The organism is Chryseobacterium sp. MHB01 (assembly GCF_034651565.1).
In the GTDB taxonomy this organism is placed as follows: domain Bacteria; phylum Bacteroidota; class Bacteroidia; order Flavobacteriales; family Weeksellaceae; genus Chryseobacterium; species Chryseobacterium nepalense.
The window spans coordinates 45,284-72,020 of sequence record NZ_JAYEDA010000007.1 but is presented as its reverse complement, the minus strand read 5'-3'; the positions used below and the strand labels follow the sequence as shown (position 1 = coordinate 72,020).

At 37.4% G+C, this 26,737-nt stretch carries 28 protein-coding genes; 11 read left to right on the top strand and 17 right to left on the bottom strand.

What is annotated here, in order from left to right; all coding sequences use genetic code 11:
* Positions 1-6 precede the first annotated feature (6 nt).
* A complete protein-coding gene (locus U9K52_RS12555) occupies positions 7-747 on the top strand; it encodes a DUF6261 family protein (protein ID WP_322926829.1) in 741 nt (246 codons plus the stop codon).
* 204 nt (positions 748-951) lie between these two features.
* On the opposite strand, the gene bshA is transcribed toward U9K52_RS12555, so the two are convergent.
* Together bshA and U9K52_RS12545 are read right to left on the bottom strand one after the other, a co-directional pair.
* The gene (gene bshA / locus U9K52_RS12550) at positions 952-2,100 is read right to left on the bottom strand and encodes an N-acetyl-alpha-D-glucosaminyl L-malate synthase BshA (RefSeq protein WP_288243716.1); all 1,149 of its coding nucleotides are present in this window, start codon (positions 2,098-2,100) and stop codon (positions 952-954) included.
* Between the two features lie 32 nt (positions 2,101-2,132).
* A complete protein-coding gene (locus tag U9K52_RS12545; protein ID WP_322926827.1) occupies positions 2,133-3,833 on the bottom strand; it encodes a glycoside hydrolase family 3 protein in 1,701 nt (566 codons plus the stop codon).
* Positions 3,834-3,951: 118 nt separating this feature from the next.
* Between U9K52_RS12545 and U9K52_RS12540 the strand changes: the two genes are divergently transcribed.
* Positions 3,952-4,464 (top strand): hypothetical protein, encoded by a 513-nt coding sequence (locus U9K52_RS12540; protein ID WP_248390396.1) that lies wholly within the window; start codon positions 3,952-3,954, stop codon positions 4,462-4,464.
* A gap of 65 nt (positions 4,465-4,529) precedes the next feature.
* On the opposite strand, the gene ribA is transcribed toward U9K52_RS12540, so the two are convergent.
* From ribA to U9K52_RS12500, 8 genes are all read right to left on the bottom strand, one after another.
* A complete protein-coding gene (ribA, locus tag U9K52_RS12535; RefSeq protein ID WP_248390399.1) occupies positions 4,530-5,126 on the bottom strand; it encodes a GTP cyclohydrolase II in 597 nt (198 codons plus the stop codon).
* A gap of 17 nt (positions 5,127-5,143) precedes the next feature.
* Complete coding sequence (locus tag U9K52_RS12530) at positions 5,144-5,599, bottom strand: hypothetical protein (RefSeq protein WP_248390402.1); 456 nt, start codon at positions 5,597-5,599, stop codon at positions 5,144-5,146.
* Entirely contained in the window at positions 5,596-6,210 is a 615-nt protein-coding gene (locus U9K52_RS12525) for a DUF4254 domain-containing protein (RefSeq protein WP_248390405.1), read from the bottom strand. Before U9K52_RS12525 ends, U9K52_RS12530 begins: the two co-directional genes overlap by 4 nt.
* Before the next feature lie 15 nt (positions 6,211-6,225).
* Positions 6,226-6,432, bottom strand: coding sequence for a twin-arginine translocase TatA/TatE family subunit (locus tag U9K52_RS12520; RefSeq protein ID WP_029297620.1), 207 nt, complete (start codon positions 6,430-6,432; stop codon positions 6,226-6,228).
* 29 nt (positions 6,433-6,461) lie between these two features.
* Positions 6,462-8,027 carry a peptidoglycan DD-metalloendopeptidase family protein gene (locus U9K52_RS12515; RefSeq protein WP_322926824.1) on the bottom strand — a complete coding sequence of 522 codons (1,566 nt, stop codon included), beginning with the start codon at positions 8,025-8,027 and terminating at the stop codon, positions 6,462-6,464.
* Positions 8,024-8,872 carry a DUF4292 domain-containing protein gene (locus U9K52_RS12510; RefSeq protein ID WP_263601596.1) on the bottom strand — a complete coding sequence of 283 codons (849 nt, stop codon included), beginning with the start codon at positions 8,870-8,872 and terminating at the stop codon, positions 8,024-8,026. The genes U9K52_RS12515 and U9K52_RS12510 overlap by 4 nt, the downstream gene beginning before the upstream one ends.
* 113 nt (positions 8,873-8,985) lie before the next feature.
* Positions 8,986-10,002 (bottom strand): sugar phosphate nucleotidyltransferase, encoded by a 1,017-nt coding sequence (locus U9K52_RS12505; protein ID WP_322926822.1) that lies wholly within the window; start codon positions 10,000-10,002, stop codon positions 8,986-8,988.
* Between the two features lie 137 nt (positions 10,003-10,139).
* On the bottom strand, positions 10,140-11,558 hold the full coding sequence (locus U9K52_RS12500; protein WP_248390415.1) for a lipopolysaccharide biosynthesis protein: 1,419 nt from the start codon (positions 11,556-11,558) through the stop codon (positions 10,140-10,142).
* 154 nt (positions 11,559-11,712) lie between these two features.
* Here U9K52_RS12500 and U9K52_RS12495 point away from each other — a divergent pair, with 154 nt between their 5' ends.
* On the top strand, positions 11,713-13,050 hold the full coding sequence (locus U9K52_RS12495) for a dihydroorotase (RefSeq protein WP_322926819.1): 1,338 nt from the start codon (positions 11,713-11,715) through the stop codon (positions 13,048-13,050).
* A gap of 128 nt (positions 13,051-13,178) precedes the next feature.
* Here U9K52_RS12495 and U9K52_RS12490 read toward each other — a convergent pair whose 3' ends face one another.
* A complete protein-coding gene (locus U9K52_RS12490; RefSeq protein WP_263601592.1) occupies positions 13,179-13,781 on the bottom strand; it encodes an FMN-dependent NADH-azoreductase in 603 nt (200 codons plus the stop codon).
* Positions 13,782-13,894: 113 nt separating this feature from the next.
* Between U9K52_RS12490 and U9K52_RS12485 the strand changes: the two genes are divergently transcribed.
* A complete protein-coding gene (locus U9K52_RS12485; RefSeq protein WP_248390424.1) occupies positions 13,895-14,272 on the top strand; it encodes a winged helix-turn-helix transcriptional regulator in 378 nt (125 codons plus the stop codon).
* A 37-nt stretch (positions 14,273-14,309) separates the two neighbouring features.
* On the opposite strand, the gene U9K52_RS12480 is transcribed toward U9K52_RS12485, so the two are convergent.
* The 5 genes from U9K52_RS12480 to U9K52_RS12460 all read right to left on the bottom strand — a co-directional run bounded on the left by U9K52_RS12480 (position 14,310) and on the right by U9K52_RS12460 (position 20,895).
* Positions 14,310-15,206, bottom strand: coding sequence for a helix-turn-helix transcriptional regulator (locus U9K52_RS12480; RefSeq protein ID WP_322926817.1), 897 nt, complete (start codon positions 15,204-15,206; stop codon positions 14,310-14,312).
* A gap of 241 nt (positions 15,207-15,447) precedes the next feature.
* Positions 15,448-16,455 carry an aldo/keto reductase gene (locus U9K52_RS12475; RefSeq protein WP_322926816.1) on the bottom strand — a complete coding sequence of 336 codons (1,008 nt, stop codon included), beginning with the start codon at positions 16,453-16,455 and terminating at the stop codon, positions 15,448-15,450.
* A 133-nt stretch (positions 16,456-16,588) separates the two neighbouring features.
* Positions 16,589-18,883 carry a GH92 family glycosyl hydrolase gene (locus tag U9K52_RS12470; RefSeq protein WP_322926814.1) on the bottom strand — a complete coding sequence of 765 codons (2,295 nt, stop codon included), beginning with the start codon at positions 18,881-18,883 and terminating at the stop codon, positions 16,589-16,591.
* Between the two features lie 71 nt (positions 18,884-18,954).
* Positions 18,955-19,635 (bottom strand): response regulator transcription factor, encoded by a 681-nt coding sequence (locus U9K52_RS12465; RefSeq protein ID WP_322926812.1) that lies wholly within the window; start codon positions 19,633-19,635, stop codon positions 18,955-18,957.
* Positions 19,636-19,647: 12 nt separating this feature from the next.
* Complete coding sequence (locus U9K52_RS12460; protein WP_322926810.1) at positions 19,648-20,895, bottom strand: HAMP domain-containing sensor histidine kinase; 1,248 nt, start codon at positions 20,893-20,895, stop codon at positions 19,648-19,650.
* 165 nt (positions 20,896-21,060) lie between these two features.
* On the opposite strand from U9K52_RS12460, the gene U9K52_RS12455 reads away from it, so the two are divergent.
* Complete coding sequence (locus tag U9K52_RS12455; protein WP_248390441.1) at positions 21,061-21,474, top strand: DUF1573 domain-containing protein; 414 nt, start codon at positions 21,061-21,063, stop codon at positions 21,472-21,474.
* A 100-nt stretch (positions 21,475-21,574) separates the two neighbouring features.
* On the opposite strand, the gene U9K52_RS12450 is transcribed toward U9K52_RS12455, so the two are convergent.
* Entirely contained in the window at positions 21,575-21,727 is a 153-nt protein-coding gene (locus U9K52_RS12450; RefSeq protein WP_322926807.1) for a hypothetical protein, read from the bottom strand.
* A 184-nt stretch (positions 21,728-21,911) separates the two neighbouring features.
* Here U9K52_RS12450 and U9K52_RS12445 point away from each other — a divergent pair, with 184 nt between their 5' ends.
* The 6 genes from U9K52_RS12445 to U9K52_RS12420 all read left to right on the top strand — a co-directional run bounded on the left by U9K52_RS12445 (position 21,912) and on the right by U9K52_RS12420 (position 26,703).
* Positions 21,912-22,793, top strand: a complete 882-nt coding sequence (locus tag U9K52_RS12445) for an SDR family oxidoreductase (RefSeq protein WP_322926806.1) — start codon at positions 21,912-21,914, stop codon at positions 22,791-22,793.
* 258 nt (positions 22,794-23,051) lie between these two features.
* The gene (locus tag U9K52_RS12440) at positions 23,052-23,921 is read left to right on the top strand and encodes a DUF2589 domain-containing protein (RefSeq protein WP_322926804.1); all 870 of its coding nucleotides are present in this window, start codon (positions 23,052-23,054) and stop codon (positions 23,919-23,921) included.
* 15 nt (positions 23,922-23,936) lie between these two features.
* Positions 23,937-24,656 (top strand): hypothetical protein, encoded by a 720-nt coding sequence (locus U9K52_RS12435; protein ID WP_322926803.1) that lies wholly within the window; start codon positions 23,937-23,939, stop codon positions 24,654-24,656.
* Positions 24,656-25,234 carry a hypothetical protein gene (locus U9K52_RS12430; protein ID WP_312173783.1) on the top strand — a complete coding sequence of 193 codons (579 nt, stop codon included), beginning with the start codon at positions 24,656-24,658 and terminating at the stop codon, positions 25,232-25,234. The genes U9K52_RS12435 and U9K52_RS12430 overlap by 1 nt, the downstream gene beginning before the upstream one ends.
* Before the next feature lie 9 nt (positions 25,235-25,243).
* The gene (locus tag U9K52_RS12425; protein WP_322926801.1) at positions 25,244-26,500 is read left to right on the top strand and encodes a S8 family peptidase; all 1,257 of its coding nucleotides are present in this window, start codon (positions 25,244-25,246) and stop codon (positions 26,498-26,500) included.
* Between the two features lie 2 nt (positions 26,501-26,502).
* Positions 26,503-26,703, top strand: coding sequence for a hypothetical protein (locus U9K52_RS12420; protein WP_322926800.1), 201 nt, complete (start codon positions 26,503-26,505; stop codon positions 26,701-26,703).
* The last annotated feature ends 34 nt before the right edge of the window (positions 26,704-26,737 follow it).

Here is a 26,737-nt window from a genome sequence, read left to right as displayed (position 1 = left end):
ACACAAATGAATTTTATCGACTTACCAAAACTTCGCAATGCAGAATACCTGCAATACGTAAAAGACTTCTCAGGAATTATCGCCCTGAACAACCCCGCAACCTTACAGATCGATGCCAAGCTTTCCATCTTTAACACCAGAATTTCCGAGCTGGAAAATCTGTATAAGAAAGCGTTGGCTAATGAGAAGACACAGGAACTTTTACAGTTGGATGAGAGAAGGGATAATGCAGTGATAGGGATTAATTATTACCTTCTGTCCCAATCTTACCATTTTGAAAGTGCAAGAAAAGAGAACGCTCAATTGCTTCTCGACAGTATTTCGTTGTACGGCAGCGGCATTGCGCGTCTCAATTATCAGGCAGAAACCGCCACGCTTAATAATCTCATTAGGGATTGGGAAAATAAGCCGGAATTGGCGGATGCTATTTCCTATTTTCAACTCTCAGGATGGGTGGCGGAACTGAAGAATGCCAATGAACTGTTCAATACAAAATATCTTTCCCGAACCCAGGAATACGGAGATGCCAACCCGGAAACCATTAAGTCTAAAAGGGAAGAGGTGAATGCCGCATACTATGCTTTGCGTGACAGGATCGATGCGCTTCATCTTCTGGTGGAAACACCGCCGTCGCCATACACCACCGTCATCAATCAGCTGAATGCGCTTACGGATCAATATAATGTACTGCTGGTGAATCGTAAGGATACGGCTGCTCCGGAGAATGGTGCTAGAAGTGAGATGTGAAAAGTGAGAAGTAAGATGTAAGAAGTAAAATGTGAGAAGAGGTTGAGGTTGGGAGATCAAAAATGAATCATTAATTCTTATGGAATATTAAAGATATTTTATTAACTCTCTCTAAACCTTATAAAATCTTAACGTTTAATTGATAACATCATACAAAAAAGGCTGCATTACCAAAAATGCAGCCTGTATTTTAGATTCTAAAATCTATACTTTAGTTAGTTCATTTTTAAAATTTTCAATAGTCGTTCTATACATTTCCTCATAGATAGGAAGAATGTTTTTCAGATCGAATTTAATGGCCTGTTCTTTCGCATTTTTCTTCATTTCAATTAAAAGTTCTTCATTGCTCAGCAGTTTAATGGTATAGTTGCTCATGGCTTCCACGTTTCCGATTTCCGCTAAAAATCCGGTTTCACCCTGGATGTTCACTTCCGGAATTCCTCCCGCGTTGGAACTTATAACCGGTGTATAGGCAGCCATCGCTTCCAGTGCGGCAAGACCAAAACTTTCCTGTTCCGAAGGCAGTAAAAAGACATCGGATAACTGAAGAATTCGGTACAGGTCGTTTACCTTTCCAAGCAAACGGATTTTTGAGATTAGGTCAGGATTTTCCTCAAGGAACTGATTAACCTTCTCCATATCCGGCCCTTCCCCGATAATGATTAATTTCGATTTTACCTTTTTCTGTACACTTTTGAATATCTGAAGCACTTCATCCACCCTTTTTACAGGTCGTAAGTTGGAAACGTGGATCAGGATCTTTTCATCAGGATTTGCAAATTGTGTCCTTTGACAGTCACTAGGTTCATCAAATTCAGAATTATCAATAAAATTGGTAATCACCTGAATTTCTTTTTTAATATTGAAAAACTGAAGAGTGTCTTTTTTTAAGCTTTCGGATACGGAAGTGATCGCATCAGACTGGTTGATGGAAAATTCTACAGCATGTTTGTAGCTCGGATGCTGCCCAACCAGTGTGATATCAGTACCGTGAAGGGTAGTAACCAGCGGAATGTCATTATCATCTTCCTTCAACATCTGCTTTGCGGTAAATGCGGCATAAGCATAAGGAATGGCATAATGGGCATGAAGAAGATCCAGCTTATAGAGATTCACTACGCGATAAATCATCGAGCTCAGTGCAATGTCATAAGGCTGATACTGGAACAGGGGATAGGTCTGAACATTTACCCTGTGAAAGAAAATATTCGGATTGGTAATATCCAATCTCGCCGGAAGTGCATTGCTGATGAAGTGAACTTCATACCCCTTATTGGCAAGTGACATTCCCAGTTCTGTTGCTACAATTCCGCTTCCTCCGTAGGTGGGATAGCAAAGTATGCCTATTTTCATTGATGTATTGTTGTTTGATTTTGTAAATAAATTCACTTTATTTTTTCGGCTGCAGGCTCAAGGTCAATTCCTATTCCTGCCTGTAGTTTTTGATTTACCAAAACAGGAAGCCTGCCCCGTATTTTTGTTTTTCCTTTCAGTGCATTGGCTGTAGCCGTCATAGAATCATCGTTGTTTTCATAAGAAACCAGTACTGTCGAGATGCCTGAGATATCAATATCTTTAAGGGCGTAAGCGCTTCCGAAAACATTCAGTATAACATTTTGATTTTTTGATAATTCATATAATATCTTTTTTGATGCCTCTGAAATTTTGTAAGATTTGTAAGCTGTGGAATTGTCCTTATGCAACCCGATAATCACTGTAGAATTCGCAGGAATTGTACTGATCTCATTTGCTTTTTTAATTATCAATTCAAAACCCATTTCATTAACAAAAGTTTGATAAGGTGCCTCCTCCAGAGGAACATAATAGATTGTATTTCCTTTCAGGGGAAGCAGTTTTTTATCATCTTTCAATAATGTTAAAGCATTCGCATATAAATTCTGAACCAATGTTTTATGAGAATCATTGTTTAAATCTGAATTGATGTTTTCAGGATTTTTCGGGCTGTACTTATCCAAGCCTAAGAAATATTTTGTCAGAAGGATTTTCTTTACACTTTCTTCAACCCTTGACTGCGAAATTTCGCCATTATCAATTGCTTTCTGAATAAGTTTTTTTCCTTCTGCAACACCCTGGGAGAAAAGCATAATATCATTTCCGGCCTTAAAAGCCATCGCATCCAGTTCGCCCGGTTTATATTTGCTGGCCACTGCACCCATGTTTAATGCATCGGTAATAATGAGTCCTTTATAGCCTAATTTTTCTTTCAGCAGACCGGTAATAATATTTTTTGAAACCGAAGCAGGAATTCCTTTTCCTGATTCTAAGGTAGGAACATATAAATGAGCAACCATTACGCCTCCGATGCCTTCTTTCATTAATGCTTTAAAAGGAGCAAGTTCAACGGTATTAAGCCTGTCAAGGTTGTGGGAGATTACCGGAAGATCCAGATGAGAATCTGTGCTGGTATCACCATGTCCCGGGAAATGTTTTATGGCCGCCAGAATAGTATTGTCCTGAAGACCGCTGGCATAAGCAGATGCAGAGCGGATAACATTGCTCACTTCAGATCCGAAGCTTCTGTTGCCGATAATCGGGTTGTCAGGATTGGTGTTTACGTCAACAACGGGAGCAAAATCCCAGTTGATTCCCATTCTGTGGCAGTCTTCTGCTATTTTGGCAGACATCTGGCGGATCAGATTTTTATCCTGAATAGCTCCTAGGGTCATCGCCCAGGGAAATTTGTGTGCGGCAGCAATTCTCTGGTACAATCCCCATTCCGCATCCATCCCGATCATTAAGGGAATTTTGGATTTTTGCTGGAATTCATTAACCAGATTGATTTCTCTTGCCGCGTCATCCTGCATCAGGATAAGACCGCCGATCTTTTCATTTACAACAATATTCCGTACGGTATTGATCTCATTTTCACCTTTATTGGTGTATAATGCAATGATAAAAAGCTGTCCGAGCTTTTCATCCTGTGAAAGATTTTTGTATGTTTTATCAACCCAATGATTAGCTTTTTTTATATCTTCCCTGGAAAGGTTTTTCGGGACATATTGTGCCGCAATTTTTGGGCTGAATAATGAGATAATAAAGATTGATGTACAGACCAGTTTCTTCATAATTTTGAATAATAACAAAAATACAATTAAAAAGATGATGAAAACAATGTTTTTAAGTTTTTTGGTATATGATTTGAATACGCTTTATAAATAACAAGAACAATTAAACTTTTATAAAATGAAAAAATATCTTCCAATTTTGCTGTTAGCTTTTGTAAGCTTATTTATATTCAGCTGTGATGATAATGATAACGTTGTGGGAGACGGCGATACTTACCCTAAAATGAGGGATGTAAGTGGAAGCTTTACCAATGCAAACGGATATTCCTTTACAGTTCCGATTAATATACAAAATACAGATGTTGTATTAATATACAGAAGAGATCCTGCAGCAAGTAATGCATGGCAGTTAATTCCAAAGACCTATTATTTGTCAGGTGGAAGAGAGCTCGATTACAATGCTTTGTTTGATTCTCAAAATGTGGAAATTTACACTGAAGCCAATTTTGATCAGACAACAATGACTTCTTCTGAGGTATCACAGTATCTTACGAGCCAGACTTTCAGAGTAGTTTTGGTTCCTGCAAGCCCTGCGAAAGGTGCATCAGCAGTTGATACAAGTGATTATAATGCTGTAGTGAAATATTATAACCTTGATGAGTCTAAAATAACGACAATCAAAGTTAATTAAGACATATCTTTTCAGTTTTTTATAATTACAAAAAAGCTCCGGAATTAATTTCCGGAGCTTTGCTTTTATTTATCATTTTCATCCAACAAATGGCCAAAATAATCTTTCTTTGTCTGCAGATAACCTCTGCTGATCTCATTGGCGGGAATTTGTAAAGGAATTCTGGAATTAAGATGAATATTGCTTTCTTCTACATATTTTACCTTTTCAGGATTATTGGTAAGCAGATTAATATCTTTTATATCCAATAAATTAAGAATTTCAATAGCAACACCGAAGTTTCTGTCATCTGCAGGGAGTCCCAGCTTTAGATTGGCTTCTACTGTGTCAAATCCTTTTTCCTGTAAAGAATATGCTTTTAACTTGTTAATGATCCCGATATTTCTGCCTTCCTGGCGAAGGTAGATAATAACTCCTCCATTTTCATGGATATATTTCATGGCTGCATCCAATTGCTGCCCACATTCGCATTTTTTTGAATGGAAAACTTCTCCGGTAATACATTCTGAATGGAAACGCACATTTACAGGTTTTGAAAAATCTGTTTTATCTGCGACAATAGCCATATGAGGCATCCAGTCATTCTCATTTTCGGATAAAGCAATCATTCGGAAAGTACCATATTCCGTAGGAACATTGGACTCCGCCTGAATTTTAATCATTGATACCCTTAGTTAGTTTAATTTGCTTTAATATAATCTTCAATTGCAGAAACATTGGTTTTTAATCTTACCAGATACCGGTTCAGGATTTCATTATCATCCTTGTTAAGACTTGTTCTCAGCTTCTGAACTTTTTTATAAGATTTTTCAAAGTCTTTTAAAGCTTTATTTTTCCCGCTCAGATTATCTGCATCTATCGCATAAAGATAGTTTTGCAGGCTGTATTTCAAAGTAATGATTTCGCTGTTTAAAGCTGTATTTTTGAATTTGGGAAAAGTGGCGATCAGATTGGAAATTTCGGAAGCATTTACATTACTTTTTACATTAATATCAATGCTGTTTTTTGTTCCTTTATCGGAATCTGATCCTTTGGTTTCGCTATAAAAGCCGGTAGACAACGGAGAAAAGTTTTGTTTTTCCGTTGCACAAGATGTTATAATTAGTAATACCCCAAAAAAAAGTGATCGTTTCATTTTTGTTGCCCCTTTTGATACAGGACTGGGTTAAGACTTTCATCGTTGTACATTTTCATCTGTTTGTACACTTTCATCTTAACATCACCGTTCTCAATATCAGTAAGCAACTGATTAATAGAAGTTGAAAGATCTTCATGCTGTGCAAGAAGAACATCTAATTTTGCCTTACAGTTGGCTCTGTGTTCTTCGGAAGCCGAATCTCTGTTTGCCTCTAACGACATATGATAAACCTTGAGTGCGAGAATTGATAATCTGTCTACCGCCCATGCGATAGTTTCAGTATTGATTTTTGCTTCAGGTTTAGGAATTACACTTTCATACTTTTTAAGAAACCAGCTGTCTATAAATTCTACCAGATCAGTTCTTTTCTGATTGGATGCATCTATCGCCCTTTTAAGTTGAAGCGCTTCAGCCGGATCAATATTTTCATCTCTAATTATATCTTCCAAATGCCATTGAACGGTATCAATCCAGTTTTTTGCATACAAAATTCGTTCCAAAGTGTCTTTTTCGAACGGATTATTAATTAGAGTGTTAACGTCATCAGACACGTGATAATCTTCAATAGATTTGTTGAAGACTTTCCATGCGGTCTCTGTAAAATTCATCGGTTATAGAATTTTTTAGTTGCTTGAAGGATTGTTGTTTGTGGTTTTGTTTTCAGAACCAGGCTTGTCTTCTTCCTTTACTGCATCTTTAAATTCTTTAATACCGGAACCAACTCCTCTCATTAATTCAGGGATTTTTTTACCTCCGAAAAGTAAAAGAAGAATGATGGCTACGATCAGAATGTGTTGCCAAGATAATGACAATATTGTTAATGTATTCATTGCTAAATTTTTTACAAAGTTAATCTTTTTTAATAAGAAACCCAACCTAAAGGATCAACAGGTGTGCTTCCGTTCCATACCTGGAAATCAAGGGTATAAGTTCCATCAAAATCCTGTCCTATTACTCCTACCGGAGTTCCTGCCGAAACCTGCTGGCCTTTGGAAACACTAACACTTCCGAGATTGGAATAAATGGTGAAATAATTCCCGTGTTTCAGGATAACAGTTTTCGTTCCGTCACTATTGGCCAATACTGAAGAAACAGTTCCTGGAAATACCGATTTTGCCCGCGTTCCGGACGGTACTGAAATTTTAATACCGTTGTTCTCCTCGTCAATATTTTTAAATACCGGATGGGGATGTCTTCCGAATCGGTGGGTAATCTGTCCTATTTTATCAGCTGGATAGCCCAATCTTCCTCTATTATCTGCAAAATTGCTTCCTGCAACAGTTGTTACGCCGTAATTGGTCATTGCTTTTGTTTCCGCAGCTTTTTTATCATCCTCATTCTTTTTCGCCAGAGCTGCTTCTGCGGCTCTTGCTGCAATCAGTTTATCGGAGGCTTCTTTTGCTTTCGCAGCTGCTTCGTCAGACGCTTTTTTAGCAGCTATTTTTCTGGCTTCATCTCTTGCTGTAGCCTCTGATCTTGCAGCATCTTCATTTCTTTTTCTCTCTTCTTCGGCTCTTTTTGCCGCCAGCTCGGATGCTTTTCTTGCTTCAGTTTCTGCTGCCCGTCTTTCTTTTTCAAGTGCTTCTGCACGGGCTTTATTTTCAGCTTCAATTCTGGCTTTTTCTCTTTCGGCAGCAATTTTGGCAAGACGGATTTTTTCAGCTTCGGCTTTTTTTCTTGTTTCTTCCTCTGCTTTGGCAATTCTGATTTCTTCTGCTATAATTGATCTGATCTGCCCTTCCAATGCTTTTGATTGTGCCTGTTTTTGTCTTAGCTCTGATGTAAGTTTGGACTCGTTTTTCTTAAATTCTGCTACCAGCTGTTCTTTTTGAGATCTTTCCGCATTAATCGTTGTTAAATCTTTCTGCTGATTGACAAGAAGATTTGCTTTTTCTTTTACAGAATTCTGTTTCTGGGCGATAGATTTTTTAATTTTAGTTGCCGCGTTTGTGATTTCCGCAGCTTTTTTATCCTGATAATCGGAATATTGTTTTAAATACTGAACCCTTCTTATTGCCTCGCCCAGGTTTTTAGCAGAAAGAATAAAAGTTACTTTATTTTGGACTCCCTTATTTTTATAGGCATTCACCAAAACTTTGGCGTAATTTTCCCTAAGGATTTTAAGCTCTCTGTTCTGGCGGTTAATTTCAAGCTGACGAAGGTAGATTTCATCTTCAATAAATCTCTTTTCTTTCTGAGTGTTGTTATAAACCTTTTCTCTCAACATCAACTTTTTATTAACATTTTCAAGATAAGCTATAGAAAGTTTTGATTCATTTCTTGTTTTTGCTAAATCTGTATTTATCTGAGCAATTTGTTTTTTAAGTTCAGCATTTTGTTTTTGCAATTGTTCTTTTTTACCACCTTGTCCATAGTGCAGTCCGAACAGTAAAATACCTATTAAAAAGCTAAATTTTTTAATCATTTAATCTCAATTTTCTTATAACTGGATGGTACAGAATAAGGTGTATCCATCCTCGAAAAGTCAAATTTCGTATTTTCCAGTAAAATCTGACTGTTTTTTGAGCCTTTTATAATTATTTTAACATTTTTAGGCAATCTGATTCCATTGATTTCTTCCCAATTACTGTAGGAAACATTAAGTTCATCAGGAGATAAAACGTCTTTAAGATTAACGTTCAGCAGATCATAATTGGTGTCGTAATCAAGGACGATTTTATATTCTCTGGTTCTTCCTTCGGTTTCTATTTTCTGATTAACGTTGGATGCCATTTTAAATCCCTGGGGATTTTGGGTAAGGGTAAACTGCGAGTCGTTTATTTTAACAAAAGTCCGTCCCAGTAAGATTTTCTCTAAAGATTTATAGTCTATGAAATTAACATTCAGGAGGTTATTGAGGTAATCGAAATCGGAATCAATATACGTTTTACTGGTTTTATCCTGCCCTTTTATTCCTTCCGGAGTAGCAATTCCCCGGGCTACTGTAATGATAAATGCCTGAAGATTCATCCATACTTTTTTGTCTTTTTCAATATATATTGTAGCATCAAGGGTTGGGATAAAGCTTCCGGTTTCTACATTTACTTTACTGCTGATTTTAATCTGCTCAAACTGTGGCGGAGGAATTACATGTTCGAAAAACGGAAGTTTATTTCTGATGGGTTCATTCACATCTCTCGGATTCTGGTCGGTTTCCAGTACAAACGTACTGTCGGTTTTTATATTTTTATTGGCTTTTCTGCCTGCATTTCTCGTTTTACAGGATGTTACAGCAAAAAGCAATAAGAGTACTATGATCCAGTTTTTCATGTATTTACCTTTCAATTTATAAAATTACGTTGCAATATTAACGCCAAACCACACAAAACATTTTGTGTGGTCTGAAGATACTTATTTGCGTTGAATTATCTATTTTGACAGAATTATTTCGATAAGAAATCAAGAACGGAATAATCTCCCAAGGAAATTTCTCTCGACACCCCGAAATACTGCGCAGAATTCCCAATCATAGAATTCGATAGGTTTCCGTGATTGATTTGTGTATTTTCCTGAATCAGGGAGTTTTCAATATTAGAATTAACCACTACCGTGTTATTTCCCAATGAAACTCCGGGACCAACTTTTGAGTTGGAGATTTTGACATTTTCACCAATAAAACACGGCGGAATAATCAGTGAATTTTCGATTTGTGCTGAAGCCGGATATTGGGCCATTGCTTCTTGTTCGTAGGCGAGAATTTTACTGTTGGTTTCTACGGTAGCGTTTTTATTTCCGCAGTCCATCCAATCGTTTACTTTTCCTAAGGTAAATTTCGCTCCTTTTGCGCGGAGATTCTCCAAGGCTGTGGTAAGCTGATATTCTCCACCATTTTTGATGTCGTTATCCATTAGATAATTGATTTCATCCATCAGTTTTTCAGCACTGTTGAAATAGTAAATCCCGATAATGGCAAGATCTGAAACAAAAGTCTGTGGCTTTTCAACAAAATCTGTAATAAACCCGTAGTTGTCTAATTTTACAACCCCGAAAGCGGAAGGATCTTCTACACTTTTTACCCAGATTACACCATCCGAATTTTTATCCAGAATAAAATCTGCACGGAAAAGAGTATCGGCAAAAGCGATCACTATATTACCGCTCATTGATTGCTCTGCACATTTGATGGCATGAGCAGTGCCAAGAGGATCGGTCTGGTAATAAATACTTCCTTTCGCTCCCAGTTTTTCAGCAATATGGATAAGGGATTTTTCAATCTCGGGACCAAAATCTCCAATGATGAAAGCAACTTCTTCAATTTCTTCTCCTGCGACTTTGGCGATGTCTTCTACCAGCCTTTGAACGATAGGTTTTCCGGCAATCGGAATCAAAGGTTTCGGAACGGTAAGAGTATGTGGGCGTAATCTGGAACCACGTCCAGCCATAGGAACGATAATTTTCATAAATTATATTAGTATGTTTTTTTTATTAGGTTATAATTTTTTATAAAGATAGCAATAAAACTATGTTTGTGGTATAATCTCAGGAGTTTTGCATAATATTAAAACAGAAACCATACGCAGCAAATTAAAGACCAAATTTATTTTCTGATTTTTGAAAGAAGCATCTCTTTTTCAGAATACATCAATATGCCTGCATAAATGATGAATAATAAGTTTCCGATCCAAAGATTATAATCAAAAAATTCTACGATAATATAGCTGAATACAGCCAAAAGCATAACGAAAAAGGAAATTTTCTTCATTCTGTAAGGAATAGGATAGTATTTCTGACCTAAAAAATAAGATAAGACCATCATGGTAAAATAAGCACCTAATGTGATCCAGGCCGAAACCATAAAACCATATTGCCTTAGTAAAAAGAGATTCAAAACGATTGTTATAATGGCCCCTATCCAGGAAATATAGGTTCCAACTCTCGTTCTGTCAGTTACTTTGTACCACGTGGAAAGATTGTAATATATCCCGAAAAAAAGATTAGCAATAACAATAATAGGAATGATGTTAATGGCAACCCAGTATGAACTGTTGGGCACCAGTAAAAGCTTAAGCCAGGATACGTTGGCAATGATTCCCAAAGCAACTACCGATGCAAAAAAAGAGAAATATTCGGTTACTTTTGCATAGGTTTTCTTTGCATTTTCATTGTTCATCTGTTTAAAGAAAAACGGTTCAATTCCCATTCGGTATGCCGTAACGAAAAGTGTCATTAAAACGGCCATTTTATAACATCCGCCATATGCTCCTGCATCACCGTCATCAATGATAAATTTCTGGATGAATTTATCGAAGTTTTCATTCACCATGAAGGCGAGTCCGGCAATCATAATCGGCCAAGAATATTTTAGCATCTGGAAGAAGAGTTCTTTTGAAAACTGCAGCTTCACCTTCAGGATAACCGGTAAGACCAATATGACCCCTAAAAAGCTCGCCGCAAGATTGCTGTAAAACGGATACGAGACTTTTTCCTTTAAGCCTAATTTTAAACTGAATTCCTGCGGAATATAAAGAAATAATGCAATAGCAAAAGCACTCTGGAAGACAGCCTGAATCACTCTTACCGCAGTATATTTTATCGGTCTGTTGTGAAATCTGAACCAGGCCAGCGGGATTACAAGAATATTGTCAAAGAATGCAATCCATGCAAACCAGCGAATAAACTCCGGCGTTTCAGAATATCCGAAAACATTGGCAATGGGCTGATTAAACAGCAATACCAACACCAGAAAAACAGTTGATAAACCTGTTAAAAACCAGAAAGAAGTATTGAAAACCTTCTGTTCATTATCTTTATCGGATGAAAACCTGAAATAAGCCGTTTCAAAACCAAAAGATAAAACGATATTAACAAAAGATATCAGTGCATATAAATTGGTAAAAATGGCAAACGAACTGTTATCAATATTTTTTATAAAGAGATAGTTTAACAGTACAACAATGATCCTCGGCATAATAGCGCCAATTCCGTAGATAATTGTTTCGTTGAGGAGTTTCTTCAAAATCTGAAATTTTATGCAAATGTAAATATTTAGAAATTGATTTTTTATTGACGATATTAAATTCATTCATAAACCTTAATTTTGAAAAACTTTGTGAAATTTCTGAACTTTGACAAAGTTGGATAATTTACCACCAATTAATTTAAAAGTAAAAATGAGGACCTTAATCAAAAATGTAAAAATCGTTAATGAAGGAAAAATATTTGAAGGCGATATTTTAATAGAAAACGATATAATTTCCAAAATAGATACTAATATTTCAGAACAGGCAGATGAGACAATTGATGGTTTTGGAAAGTATCTTTTACCGGGAGTTATTGATGACCAGGTGCATTTCCGTGAGCCTGGCCTTACGCATAAAGGTGATATTGAAAGTGAATCCCGAGCAGCTGTTGCAGGTGGAACTACCAGTTTTATTGAACAGCCTAATACGGTTCCCAATGCCGTAACACAGGAATTATTAGCGGATAAATATGAAATTGCTTCTCAGAAATCATATGCCAACTACGGTTTTATGATGGGAGGGACAAATGATAATCTCGAAGAAATCTTAAAGACCAATCCGAGAAACGTTCCGGGAGTCAAATTATTTTTAGGTTCTTCTACAGGAAATATGCTGGTTGATAATCCGGAAACACTGGAAAATATTTTCAGCAATACGAAAATGCTGATTGCCGTTCACTGTGAAGATGAAGCAACCATCAGAGCCAATACGCAACAATACATTGATCAGTACGGAGAAGATATTCCGGTGAAATTCCACCATTTGATCAGAAGTGAAGAAGCCTGTTATAAATCTTCTTCAAAAGCTGTCGAGCTGGCAAAAAAAACAGGAGCGAGGCTGCACGTTTTCCATTTGTCAACCGCGAAAGAATTGGAGCTTTTCCGAAACGATATTCCATTAAAAGATAAAAAAATCACGGCGGAAGTTTGTGTTCATCATTTGACTTTCACCAACGAGGATTATGAAACAAGAGGTTCGCTCATCAAATGGAACCCGGCTGTAAAAACACAACACGATAAAGACGGACTGTGGAAAGCGTTGCTTGATGACAGAATTGATGTGGTTGCCACAGACCACGCGCCTCATACCTGGGAAGAAAAACAGAATGTTTACACAAAATGTCCTTCTGGAGCACCTTTGGTGCAGCATTCTTTGGTGGTGATGCTTGAAAATTATAAAAACGGAAAGATTTCTTTAGAGAGAATCGTTGAAAAAATGGCTCATAATCCGGCAATTTTATTCAGAATTGAAAAAAGAGGTTTTATCAGAGAGGGGTATAAAGCTGATTTGGTTTTAGTAGATCTGAATGAGAACTGGACAGTAGAAAAAGAAAATATCCTTTACAAATGTGGTTGGAGTCCGTTGGAAGGAATGAGTTTCCATTCTAAGGTAACCCATACTTTTGTAAATGGAAATTTAGTTTACGAAAACGGAAAGATTAATGAACAGAAATTCGGGGAGCGACTGCTTTTTGAAGTTCAGGAATAAAAAGGTTTAAATTAATATATTACGATTACGGGCGGGCTTTAGCCCGCCCGTAATCGTAATAATCTTTCAGCATTAATATTGCAAATAAGATCAATGCTTTTCTATTATATTAAAGTTGGTGACTGAACTCAGGCAATTACAATACTTTCAATTCCTTTTGATAAAGCTGTATCCTGGATAACAGGAAGACCCAAACCTTCCGCCCGGAAAACACTGATGTCGGTAATCCCGATAAACCCAAGCACGCTTTTCAGATAAGGTACTACAAAATCATAAGCCTGATAATCGCCTTCTGAAAAAATAGAGCCACTCGCTACTGCGATATACACTTTTTTATTTTTCACCAGACCTTCAAATCCGTTTTCGGAGTATCGGAAAGTCATTCCGCCTCGTGCAATATGATCAATATAAGCTTTTAAAGCAGAAGGGATCCCAAAATTATAAATAGGAACAGAAATGATGATGATATCTGACGCCTGCAATTGTGCAATTGCGTCATCCGAGCGTTTTACTGCTGCGTTTTGTTCCGGTGTTCTGTTTTCAGCCGGAATAAACCAGGAATCTACCTGCTCTTCGCCCAAATGAGGGAAAGGGTTTTTCAGCAGATCCAATGTTGTTATGGAATGTTCAGGATACGTTTCCTGCAATTTTTCTTCAATGGCGTTTCCCAGTGTTCTGCTTGCCGAACCATTGGTTCTCGGACTTGAAATAATATGAAGTACGTTTTTCATTTTTTGAATGACTAAAATTTCTTCAACAAAATTATGTACATTTGCTTATGAAAAGTAAGTAGTGAACAAAAGGTTAGTACTAACCTTTTTATTAGTTGTTAATTTTTAATCATATGGAAAATCAGGATCAGGTCTGTAAAAATGGATGTAAGGCTGCGTGCAGTGAAAATCTTGCTGCGGTGGAAGATGCATTATATGTGATCGCAGGAAAATGGAAGCTCAAAATCATTATTGTTCTGCAGGAAATGGGAAATGTTCGTTTTAATGAGTTACAAAGACTTATTCCCGGTATTTCCGCAAGGGTTTTATCGAATGAGCTCAAAGATCTGGAACTGAACGGATTTGTAAAAAGAGTGGTGCATGCCGAACAGATGCCTGTTGTAGTAGAGTATATATCAACAGATTATAGCCATACTTTAAAGCCTGTGATCATGTCGCTGTCACAATGGGGAAAAACGCATAAACGAAAAATTAAGGAAGAAATGCTTTAATTCGCGGAATGTTTCGTAAAGTCTGTTTTGTTTATAACTAATTAAAAGATTGTCTGAATTCCAAAGGAGACATCTTCGTTTTCTTTTTAAAAAGCGTACTGAATGACTGCGCATGCTCAAATCCCAGCTCATAGGCAATTTCACTTATCGAAAGCTCTGTTGTTGAGAGTTTCTCTTTTGCTTTGCTGATCAACTTTTCGTGAATATGCTGTTGCGTATTTTGCCCGGTATGAACCCTCAAAAGATCGCTCAGGTAATTGGGCGAAAGATTCATGGCTTCTGCGATTTGCTGAACAGTAAGCAGTTCTTTTTCAGCTGAATTATCATTAAAATAATCATTCAGAAAAGCTTCAAATTTTGCCAGAAGATGATGATTTCCACTTTTTCGGGTAATAAACTGTCTTTCATAAAATCGTTTGGAATAATTCAGCAATAACTCAATTTGTGACAGAATAATTTCCTGGGTATGATGATCGATGTGCTGGCATTCTTTATCAATCTTAAATAAGATTTCAAGCAAATCATTTTCTTCGTCTTCAGAGAGATGTAGCGCTTCATTAACGGCGTAAGAGAAAAATCCGTAGGCAGAAATGGTTTTTGCCAGGGAATGTTTCAGAAGAAAATCTTCGTGGAAAATCAACAGGTAACCTGTGTTTTTGCAATCCATCGTCTGCAGATCCAGATACTGAACCTGGTTGGGCGCTGTAAAACTCAACACCCCTTTATCATAATCGTAATGCTGTTGTCCGTATTTTATTTTTCCTGTAGCGTTCCGTTTCAGGGCTACACAGTAATAATGGCTCACAAAACCTTTCCATACTTCATCTTCAATAAAAATACTTTCCGAAAGATTGATCACGCTTACCATTGGATGTTTCGGTTCCGGTAACGACAAAAGTCTGTGAAAATGGGAAATAGATTGTATGGTGTTCATACTTAAGGTTTATATAGTAAAGGTAACAATTATTTGGATTCTTCATACCGTCTTAGATTTGGGCGCCTTTTTCCGTCTTCCACTCCCGCTTTTTTTGCTTCACTTCGTTGCGCAAAAAGAGCTCCGTTCAAGCCGGGGCGCATAAAAGTACTACTTTATAAACCTAACAGGTTTCAAAAACCTGTTAGGCTTGAATTATTACGAATTTTACTTTAAAGATTTAACTTTTGAAAAGAAAATACTAATAATCTAAAAGTCCCATCCCGAATTCATCGTATGTCGCTCCCGTATCCGTTCCCAACGGCACAATACTTTCAAGATTCTCAATATCAGATTCGCTTAACTGAATGCTTGCTGCTTCAATATTCTGTTCAAGATATTTTCTGCGTTTCGTTCCCGGGATCGGAACAATTCCTTTGCTGATGATCCACGCCAGAGCGAGTTGAGAAGACGTAATTCCTTTTTCTGCTGCCATCGCTTCAATTGCTTCCACCAGCTCTATATTTTTATGGAAATGCTGTTCCTGAAATCTTGGGATTCCTCTTCGGAAATCATTTTCCGGCAAATCATCAATAGAACGAATCTGTCCGGATAAAAATCCTCTTCCCAACGGTGAATAAGCTACAAAACCAATTCCCAATTCATTCAGTGTTTTGATGACGCCCTTTTCTTCAACGGTTCTTTCAAACAAAGAATATTCGCTCTGAACTGCCGAGATCGGATGAATAGCATGTGCTTTCTTTACGGTTTCAGAAGATACTTCGGATAAACCAATATAACCGATTTTACCTTCTTTTACCAGGTCGCTCATGGCGCCAACCGTTTCTTCTACCGGAACATTTTTATCCAGTCGGTGCATATAATACAGGTCGATGTAATCGGTTTTCAGATTTTTGAGTGAGCGTTCAACAGATTTTTTAACATAGTCTTTACTTCCGTTGATTTTCCAGGTAATCTGCTCATTGTCATCAATTTCCCAACCAAATTTGGTGGCGATGATATATTGGTCACGATTACCTTCAATTGCTTTTGCAATAAGCTGCTCGTTTTTAAAAGGACCGTACAGATCTGCCGTGTCCAGAAAATTTCCGCCCAGTTCCAAAGAACGGTGAATGGTGGCAATAGCTTCTGCTTCATCTGCAGGACCATACATGTTGGCGTCGCCAAATCCTGTCATTCCCATACATCCTAAACCGATATTCGGGATGATGAGTCCCTGGCTTCCTAATTTTACCTGATTCAATTTCATATTGTTGATTTTTATTGATACAAAATTGAAGAGAAATTAAGAACCCGATGTATGCAAAACGCTGATTGTCGTATGCAAATTACAGATGAGCAGAATTAATCTCATTTTTATCATTGAAAATAGTGTTTAAAAGCTATTTCTTTGGCTTCGAACCCATATAAAAATTCAATTTCCCACCATTCATGATATCCGAATGTTTTAATATAAAGTTTTTAATTTCCTTTCCATTCAACAGAATTTTTTGAACATACACATTTTTCGGACTTTGATTAATCGCTTCGATCTCAAAAGTTTTTCCGTTTTCTAAATTCAAAATCGCATGGTCGATTGCCGGACTTCCAATGGCATACTCTTCCGAACCCGGAGCAACAGGATAAAATCCAAGCGAACTCAAAATATACCAGGCGCTCATTTGTCCTGCATCGTCGTTTCCACCTAATCCATCTGGAGTCGCTTTATATTGCATTTCAAGAATTCTTCTGATCTGCGCCTGGGTTTTCCAGGGCTGTCCTGCCCAATTATAAAGATAAGCCACGTGATGTGCCGGTTCGTTTCCGTGAACATAGCCTCCGATGATGCCTTCTCTTGTAATGTCCTCTGTATCTGCAAAAAACTCGTCAGGCAAATGCATGGTGAACAATTCATCCAGCTTTGAAGCAAATTTTTTCTTTCCGCCCATAAGCCGAATTAATTCACCCGGATTTTGCGGTACAAAAAAAGTATAATTCCAAGAATTTCCTTCAATGAAGCCCTGTCCGTGCGTACTCAGCGGACTAAAATCTTTTTTAAAACTTCCGTCTGCAAGGCGGGGACGCATGAATCCATTACTTTTATCAAAATTATTTTTCCAGTTTTCGGAGCGTTTGATGAACTGATTATAAAGTTCTGTTTCGCCTAAATGTTTCGCCAGTTGTGCGATTGCCCAGTCGTCATAAGCATACTCCAGCGTGTTGGAAACCGAAGTTCCGTTTTTTTCCGAAGGAATATATCCTAAATCAATATATTGCCCGATGCCTTCATAATCTCTTTTGTTAGCTGTAGCAACACAGGCTGATAAGGCTGCTTTTGCGTCACCGTCATAATTTCCTTTAATAATGGCATCTGCCACAACACTTACGCTGTGATAGCCGCTCATGCACCAGTTGTCATTGGCATAGTGCGACCATATCGGCAGCATTTTCATAGAAAACTGATCGTAATGCACCATCATAGATTTCACCATATCGCCGTTTCTTTTTGGCTGGATGATATTAAAAAAGGGATGTAGTGCACGATAGGTATCCCAAAGGGAAAAAGTAGTATAATTGGTGAAGCTTTCTACCCGGTGAATATTTTGATCCAAACCTTTGTATTCTCCGTTTACATCCATATACGTGGTCGGATTGATAAAAGTATGGTACATTGCCGTATAAAAATTCGTTTTCTCAGTATCTGAACCTTTAATGACTATTTTATTAAGCTCATTATTCCATATTTCCTGGGTTTGTGCTTTTACCTGATCAAAAGATAAATTTCCGGCTTCTTTTTCTAAATTTTCAAGGGCATTGGCCTGGCTTACCGGTGAAATGGCTAATTTAATTTCAATGGCTTCATTTTCTTCCGTATCGAAATCGAAATACATTTTCAGGTTTTTTCCTGCGATTTCGGGGAAATTTTTAGTCTGGTCGAATTTTCTCCAAAAGCCATTATAAACCTGCTTCCCATCATAATTCTTCTGTCCGTAAGATTTGAAAGGCTTTGAGAATTTCATGGCAAAATAAACGGTTCTCGTTCTTGCCCAGCCGTTGGTCTGACGATAGCCGGTAACAGTGTTTTCGTTTTCTACCCGAACATAAGTCCAGATATTTTTTCCTTCATAATTATAGATTCCGGACATCAGATCAAAAATAATATGCGCCTGATCCGACTTCGGAAAAGTGTATCGATGAACACCAACTCTTGTTGTTGAGGTTAATTCGGCTAAAATATTATGATCCTCCAGTTTTACTTTGTAATAGCTGGCTTCTGCTTTTTCGTTCTGATGGGAAAATCTGCTTCTGTAGCCATTTTCAGGATGGTCTGCAGTTCCGGGATTCAGCTGTAACTTTCCGATAGTCGGCATTATTAAAAAATCTCCCAAGTCTGAATGTCCTGTTCCGCTGAAATGGGTCGAGCTAAACCCTACGATGGTTTTATCTTCGTAACGATAACCGGCGCAGTATTTATAGACTTCGCCATTATATTTCCCATTGAGTTCATAAGCAATAGTGTCGGTTTCCGGACTTAGCTGAACGGCTCCGAAGGGTGCAGTGGCTCCGGGATAGGTATGACCCATTTTTTCTGTACCGATCAGAGGATTAACAAATTGTATTAATTTTTCAGATTTTTGGGCATTGGTAAATGCGCCGAAAAGCAAAAGAATAAAAACAAAAGTTCCGGGATTTTTCATGCAAGAATTTTTTCGATGCATAAATTTAGATAAAATCGAATGATAATGATTTATGGTTTTTGATTAATCAATTATTTTTCAGAAAAACGAAAGCCAATACCATGCAGATTTTCAATGACAATATTTTCTTCTTCTGCCAATACTTTTCTCAATCTGGAAATGAATACATCCAGACTTCGGCCCATGAAATAATCATCATCGCCCCAGATGGCTTTCAGAATGTCCTGTCTTTTCAGGACGGTATTTTTATTACTGATAAAATAAAACAGCAGATCAGATTCTCTTTGGGTAAGGGTAATCATGTTTTGGGCGTCCTGCAACGTATAGTTTTTAGGATCAAAAGTATATTTTCCTACTTTGAATTTTGATGGAAAAGCATTCGTTTTCTTAGAGCGCCTCAGGAAAACTTCGATTTTCAGAATCAATTCCTCAATGCTGAAAGGTTTTACCAGATAATCATCGGCCCCGATTTTTAATCCTTTGATTCGGTCCTCTTTCAGTGCTTTTGCGGATATGAAAATAATTGGGATCTCAGTATTTTTCTCACGGATCCGTTCTGCCAGTTCAAAGCCGTTAAGTTCGGGCATCATGATATCAAGAAGACAGATGTCAAAAGCTTCTTTATTAAATGCCTCAAGTGCTGATTTCCCATCACGATAACATGAAATGTTGTAATGATTTTCCAGGCTGTCCTGAATCAGGAAGGCAATCGTTTCATCATCTTCGGCATACAGAATTTTAGATTTTTCCATCTCTTTCAAATATTAAAGTGGCAGAGTAAGGGTAATGGTGATTCCTTTATCGGCGTTATTTTCAACCGAAATTTTCCAGTTATGCTGCTGGACAACTTTTTTCACGTAAAATAAACCTAGGCCGAAACCATTCACTTCATCGCTTTTTGGGGTATTCACTCTGTAAAATTTATCAAATATATGAGGAATGTTTTTAGCAGGAATCCCAATTCCGTTATCTTTAAACTTTAAATATAATGCTTTTGAGTCTTTTAATGAAGAAATAAAAATGACGGGTTTGGTATCGCAGTATTTTATGGAGTTATCTAAAATATTATAAACGATATTGGTAAAGTGAAACTCATCGGCAATGATGGATAGATTACTCTCAATATCTATTTGCACGGAAAGATCTTCGTTTTTTTGCTTTATATTATCAATGATTTCATGGATAAAAGGAAGCAACACAATTCTTTGCGGCTTTAAAGACAACCCTGAAGCGTCATTCTTGGCAATATTTAATATCTTTTCAATATGTCGGTTAAGTTTATAGCTTTGATCGGTAATAATTGAGGTATAAGTCTGCAATTTCGGATTGTCTTTTACGATATCCTGTTTGGTTAATGCTTCTGAAGCCAGCAATATGGAAGAAAGCGGTGTTTTGAATTCATGCGTCATATTATTAATGAAATCCCTTTGCAGCTCTGCAAATTTTTTCTGCTGAATAATGGTGTAGATTGAATAAACATATACTAAAAGAATAATGATTAATGCAAACGTGAGCACATACCAAAAACGCAATGAGCTGATAAGGTACGTCGTTTTATCAGGAAAACGGATAGAAAAGTAATAAACGAGATTTTTGTGTTTAGGAAATTTAATGATCTTCTCGTTTGGGCTTTCCTGATGCTTCGAAACGAATTTCCCGTAAAGCATCTGATCGCTGTGACAATTGTACAGCGCATACACATAATCGGTGTTGATCTGGAAGCGATTAAATTCGGTCTTAAGATAATATTCCAATAATTCAGGATGAAATTCATTATTAATGTTTACCACATAATAATCATTGGAAATATTCTGTACCGGGCTTTCGCTGAAAGACGTTTTTCCACCGGACAATTTTTCTACCACTTCGAGCAGGGCAATGTTCACAGTCTGATTAAATTTTTTGTCTTCAAGATTATACGCCTGCCGGGTCCACATCAGCTGGGCAATTAAGATCCCGATAATTGCCACAAATCCGAGGGTAATGATAATATTGAGTTTTTTTATTTCCATTTTATCAAACAATATTATCCAAAAATATTTATTTATCTTTGGCTATTAACAACTCATTAACAAATGTTTGAAACCGGTTAACACGCAAAACTTGTTATCACCTTTACATTTGCTATATCAAAAGACATAATACGTTTCTTGTAACAATTAATAAAATTTTATATCATGAAAAAATTAAAAATTACAGCTCTTTTAGCAGTGTTGGCATTTTCTCCGTTCTATGCGGGAGTTTTTCCTGCTGACAGCAATCCCGTTGTTAAAGTACTTGCAGATGCCATTAAATGGAAATCAGAATCTATTGATGTAGGAAATATTCCTCAGGGAAAACCTAAAGTGATCCGATTTGAATTCACCAACACATCCAAAAAACCTATTGTCATTGAAAATGTGGCGCCATCTTGCGGATGCACAACGGCAGACTACACCAAAACTCCTATTCTTCCCGGAAAAAAAGGATTCGTAGAAGCGAGTTATAATGCTGCAAGTGCAGGTCCCTTCATGAAGACGGTAAATGTTACCACCAGCGACAGCAAAACTCCGAAAACGCTTTCTTTCAAAGGCACGGTTGTTGCATCTTAATTTCTATTAATTTAATCTTGTTCAATATAAAAAACGGCGTGATCATTACTGGTTACGCTGTTTTATTTTTAGGAGCTTTATAACTACAGCGAAAGTTATATTATTCTATTTGAAGCTTCTTCCGGCTTTCCGCACTCGCTATTTTACTATTTTCGGCGGCGCGGCGAAGCCGCGCCGCCGAAAATAGTAAAATGAGCTCAGACAAAGCTGCAATCCGGGCTAGGATCGAAGTCATCATTTCAATATCAGGCATTCAAAAATTTTTATTTTTTTCAGGAAATAGATAATCATTTTCCTCTGAGTTTTTGTAACCTTTTGAATTATTTCATCGTCAATTCTTTTGCGGTAAAATAAAATAATTATTTAGTGCATTATTTCTTGGATTATTTTAAAGAACGGCAATTCAATATTTAGTATTTTTAAGAAAAATAAACAATATGAACTTATATTCACAACCCATGTTACGCGAAGATGCCTTAAAAGACAAAGTAGCCATCATTACTGGTGGCGGAAGCGGTCTTGGAAAAGCCATGACAAAATATTTTCTTCAGTTAGGTGCAAAAGTGGTAATTACTTCCAGAAATCTTGAAAAATTACAGGCGACAGCCAAAGAACTGGAAGACGAAACCGGTGGAAAAGTTCTCAGCGTGGCATGCGATGTTAAAAACTGGGATGAGGTGGAAGCAATGAAAGAAGCCGCTTTAAAAGAGTTCGGAAAAATTGATATCTTATTGAATAATGCAGCCGGGAATTTTATTTCTCCTACAGAAAGGCTGACGCATTCAGCCTTCGATTCCATCCTGGATATTGTTTTAAAAGGCACAAAAAATTGTACCCTTTCTGTCGGGAAACACTGGATCAATTCCAAAACACCCGGAACCGTTCTGAATATCGTAACCACCTATTCCTGGACAGGTTCAGCGTATGTTGTTCCGTCCGCCTGTGCCAAAGCAGGCGTATTGGCGATGACAAGATCTTTAGCGGTGGAGTGGGCAAAATACGGAATCCGTTTCAATGCGATTGCTCCGGGACCATTTCCTACAAAAGGAGCCTGGGACAGGTTGCTTCCGGGAGATCTGCAGGAAAAATTCGACATGAGAAAAAAAGTTCCGCTACGAAGAGTAGGAGAACATCAGGAATTGGCCAATCTTGCGGCGTATCTGGTTTCGGACTATTCCGCATACGTAAACGGAGAAGTGGTAACCATTGATGGTGGTGAATGGCTTCAGGGAGCGGGAGAGTTTAACATGCTGGAGGATATTCCGCAGGAAATGTGGGATGCCCTGGAAGCAATGATTAAGGCAAAAAAATCAAATTAATTTTAGGTCTTACTAGAATCACAAAGATTTGATTGTAAGTTAGCATATTCATTAGTAAGGTTAAAAATAGCTTTTTTCTTTTACGGTTAAATGAAGGTAAAAAGCTTTAGGTAAAAAGTAAAGTAGATTCTCTATCGGGAATCTACTTTTTTTATTTGGGGGATTCTACGGTTGAAGTTTCGTTGAATTACTGAGATAGTTCACTCTTGAGCGAGATAAATTTGCAGTAGAAATTTTTACTAAAACAAATTCAAAAACATGGAAACATTAAAGTCGGTGTTGGAAGCAAACCACACCAAAAAATCAAAAAACGAATTAATTGACCTTTTAACAGGACTGGAAAAATCATTAACGCCTGCAGTGTACGAAAAAGTTTCGGGAATTGAAACATCCGAACTGGCTTCTTTATCAAACAAAGAATTAATAAGCATTATTGATGACTTCAAAAAAAATTACGATGAGAAATGGGAAAAATCTTTTGCCGCAGTTTCATCGGAAGTAATGAAAATGATTGCAGGAAAAATAGCTGCTGATGACCAGGTGTTCAAAACATCAGGTGCTGAAAGTGCAGACTTTGCCGCAGAGCTGGGAAGCATTGATTTTGCAAAAATTATTGGCGGGCCGCTTGACGCATGTGTTAAAGCACAGTCCAACGCAGCTATCAGCACGGTGAACTTCATTCAGCAGGTTGGTTTTGAAAAAGACGGAGAGGAAAACAAGCTTCGTATGGCAGAATTCAAATACAAAAAACATGTCCCGAATCCTGAATATAAAAACGAAGAAGAAACCCCGAATGTAGACGCTACTATTGAGCAGGATGTGGAAATTTCCGTTCCTTTCATTGCTTTACTAAATGTGCCGAGCTTCAGAATCGAAACCTGTGATGTAGATTTTAATGTGAAATTAAATTCTACCTACACCAAAGACGTAAGCGATGAATTCGGAATTAAAGCAGGTGCTTCAGGAGGCTTCGGTCCGGTAAAATTCAACGTCGATGTATCTTACAAGAGAACTTCCAGCACGGGAATTAAAGTGGAGAAAGAATATTCTCTTGGGGTAAAAGTGAAAGCTACCAATGACGAAATGCCTGCAGGATTGGAAAAAGTTCTGGGATTACTTGCACAATAAAACTTTTACGAGATCATGATTAAATTATCAGATTACCTGGATTATCTCAATAATGAGATAATTCAGGCTCGTAAAAAAGCAGACGAAAATGCAGTTGCCATAGCAAAAGAGTATGCTCAGCACGAGTACTTAAAATATTTTAAAGTTCCGAGATATTCGCTTCCCAGTGTGAAAATGGATATTCCTATTAAAATCACCGATATTGATGCCGATGCCGACAGGGATTTTCCGATAAATGAACTCAAATTAATTCACGATGTCAACGAACGAATTTATACGGTCAACAAAGAAAAACAGCTGAATATCCAGCCGATTTCCACGAAAAACATTCAGACGGAAGATTTCAAAACATTACTGAATTCCGTAAGAGGCGGAGGTCTGGAATATTTGAAACTGCCGAAAATTGAGAATGAAACGAAAACTCCTGCAAGCAGGATGCAAACTGCAAAATCTATCGCTGCCGTTCCGCAAAAACCTGTTGAGAGACCTATAGAAGGTACCTCCACGGAAGAAGAGTCTGCGGCATTGAGACAGATTTATACCGAAGTTTTGAACAGGTATATTTTGATCAATTCAAAATTGAACAACATTTATATTGACCCGAATACCAATTCTGCCGAAGATAAAGATAAATTATTCATCAACCTTCATGTGGAAATGGAAGAAGAGGGTATCAGGATCATGTCTTACAAAGACAAAGACGGTAAAGAAATCGAACAGATAATTTTTGAATAATGCAGGAACTTGTTCATCACACGATACAGAAAATTCAGGAACTCTTTCAGAAATTTAATAAAGTTCAGGAGTTGTATCTGTCGAAATCTTTCGATTTTGACGGACAATTTGAAGCTTTTCTTCACGAATTTTTAGAATATTTGAAAACCAAAGGAAATACCACCTGCGAATCTGACGTGTTGAAGGTTATGAATATGATTTCAACCGTCAAAAGAGGATTCAATCCCGTTCAGATGGAAAAAATTACCAATGCAAAACGTGAGCTTCAGTGGGGTTTTTCATTCAGTGCAATGGAAAGTGTCCACGGGTTATTGACAGAAATGTACAATAAGGAACAAAAAAAACTGGATGAAGCGGAAGAAATCCTTTCAGGACTTATTGTTTCATTATACCAGAACGGATTTTTAGATGAAGACAAAGTAAAAGATCTCAATACAATCCCCAAAATTGAAATATTCTGGAATTCACTTGTTAACCACAACACACAGATTTTAGGAATTAACAAAAAACTGAGACTCAGCATGATTTCGGAAGATATATTCCTGGTCATTGAGAAAGTTCTTTTAAAATTAATATAAACCACTACCATGGAAAAAGAAAGATATATTGTTGTGCTCGAAGATCAGCAGAAAAAATCCCTCAAGAAAGTAGAAAATGAACTTGAGGTTACCATTACTTCGTCAGAATTTCTTTCATCGGAAAACCGTTCTTACGAGGTAATTGATAATGATAACGGTGTCCTATATAAAAATTTAGGCGTTCTGGTCGTGGAAAATATGGATGAAGGGCAATTGAAAAGTGCCGTTAAAAATGATTCTAATCCCATCATTTATTTTGAAAAAGAAAGAGAATTCTTCTCTGCCGACGAGTTATCAATCATCCATGAACTAAAAAAGCAATCCGCCGAAATCACCGATAAAATAGCAGAGCTGGAAAAATATATTACAAATAAACCTTTGCCGCAAAAATCTCTTATGGAAATGGAATGGGGATTAAAAGCGCTTGGTATTGAAAATTCCCTCTACACCGGCAAGGGTGTCGATATCTGTATTCTGGATACGGGGATAGAATTGTCACATCCCGATTTTTCAGGAATGGAAATTGAAGGAAAATCGTTCATCAGCGGAGAAAGCTGGGACCGCGACCCGAATGGCCACGGAACACATTGTGCAGGAATAGCAGCAGGAAACATCAGACTGGACAACGGAAAACGATACGGAATTGCCAAAGATGCCAATTTAAAAATTGCCAAAGTGCTTTCCGATTCGGGAAAAGGAACCACCAGCAGCGTAATCGATGCCATAGACTGGGCTATTACAAAGCAGTTCAGGATTTTATCATTATCATTGGCTTCTGCAGTAAAATTAAATGATTTCCCTTCCCCTCTTTTTGAAACCGTAGGTGCAAGGGCATTGGAAAATAACTGTATCATTATTGCCGCTGCCGGAAATGACAGCAGCCGGCCATCACTCCCAAAGCCGGTATCTTCTCCTGCAAATACTTCATCTATAATGGCAGTTGGTGCGATAGACGGACAAATGAAGATTGCCAGATTCTCTAATGCAGGCTTGAATCCCGCAACGGGAGGCTCTGTCAATATCTGTGCTCCGGGAGTAGACATCATCAGCGCATATCCGAAAAATAACAAAAATAAAAGCAGCAATTATTATGCAATGAGCGGAACAAGTATGGCAACGCCTCATGTTTCCGGAATGATGGCATTGTACATGGAGCAGTTTCCTGAAAAATCGGCAAAAGAAATCTGGGAACTGGCAGAAACGAAAGCAAAACCAATCGAAGGCCTGAAATACAGGGATATCGGTAGCGGATTAATACAGGCATAATTATGAAAACCTATATCGCAGTTCTGAAAAAAAATATTGATATTAAAAAGCTTGAAAACGAACTGAAAAAGAAAAATATAAAACCGGCGGCTCACTATATATCTATTGGAGTAGTAAAATTAGAAAGTGAAAAGCCGGTTTACCAGAAAGATTTTGAAGCCTATTTCATTTCCGTGGAAGAGGATAAAAATATTGAGATTTAATAATATGATTTTAATTATTTATTAAAAATACCAG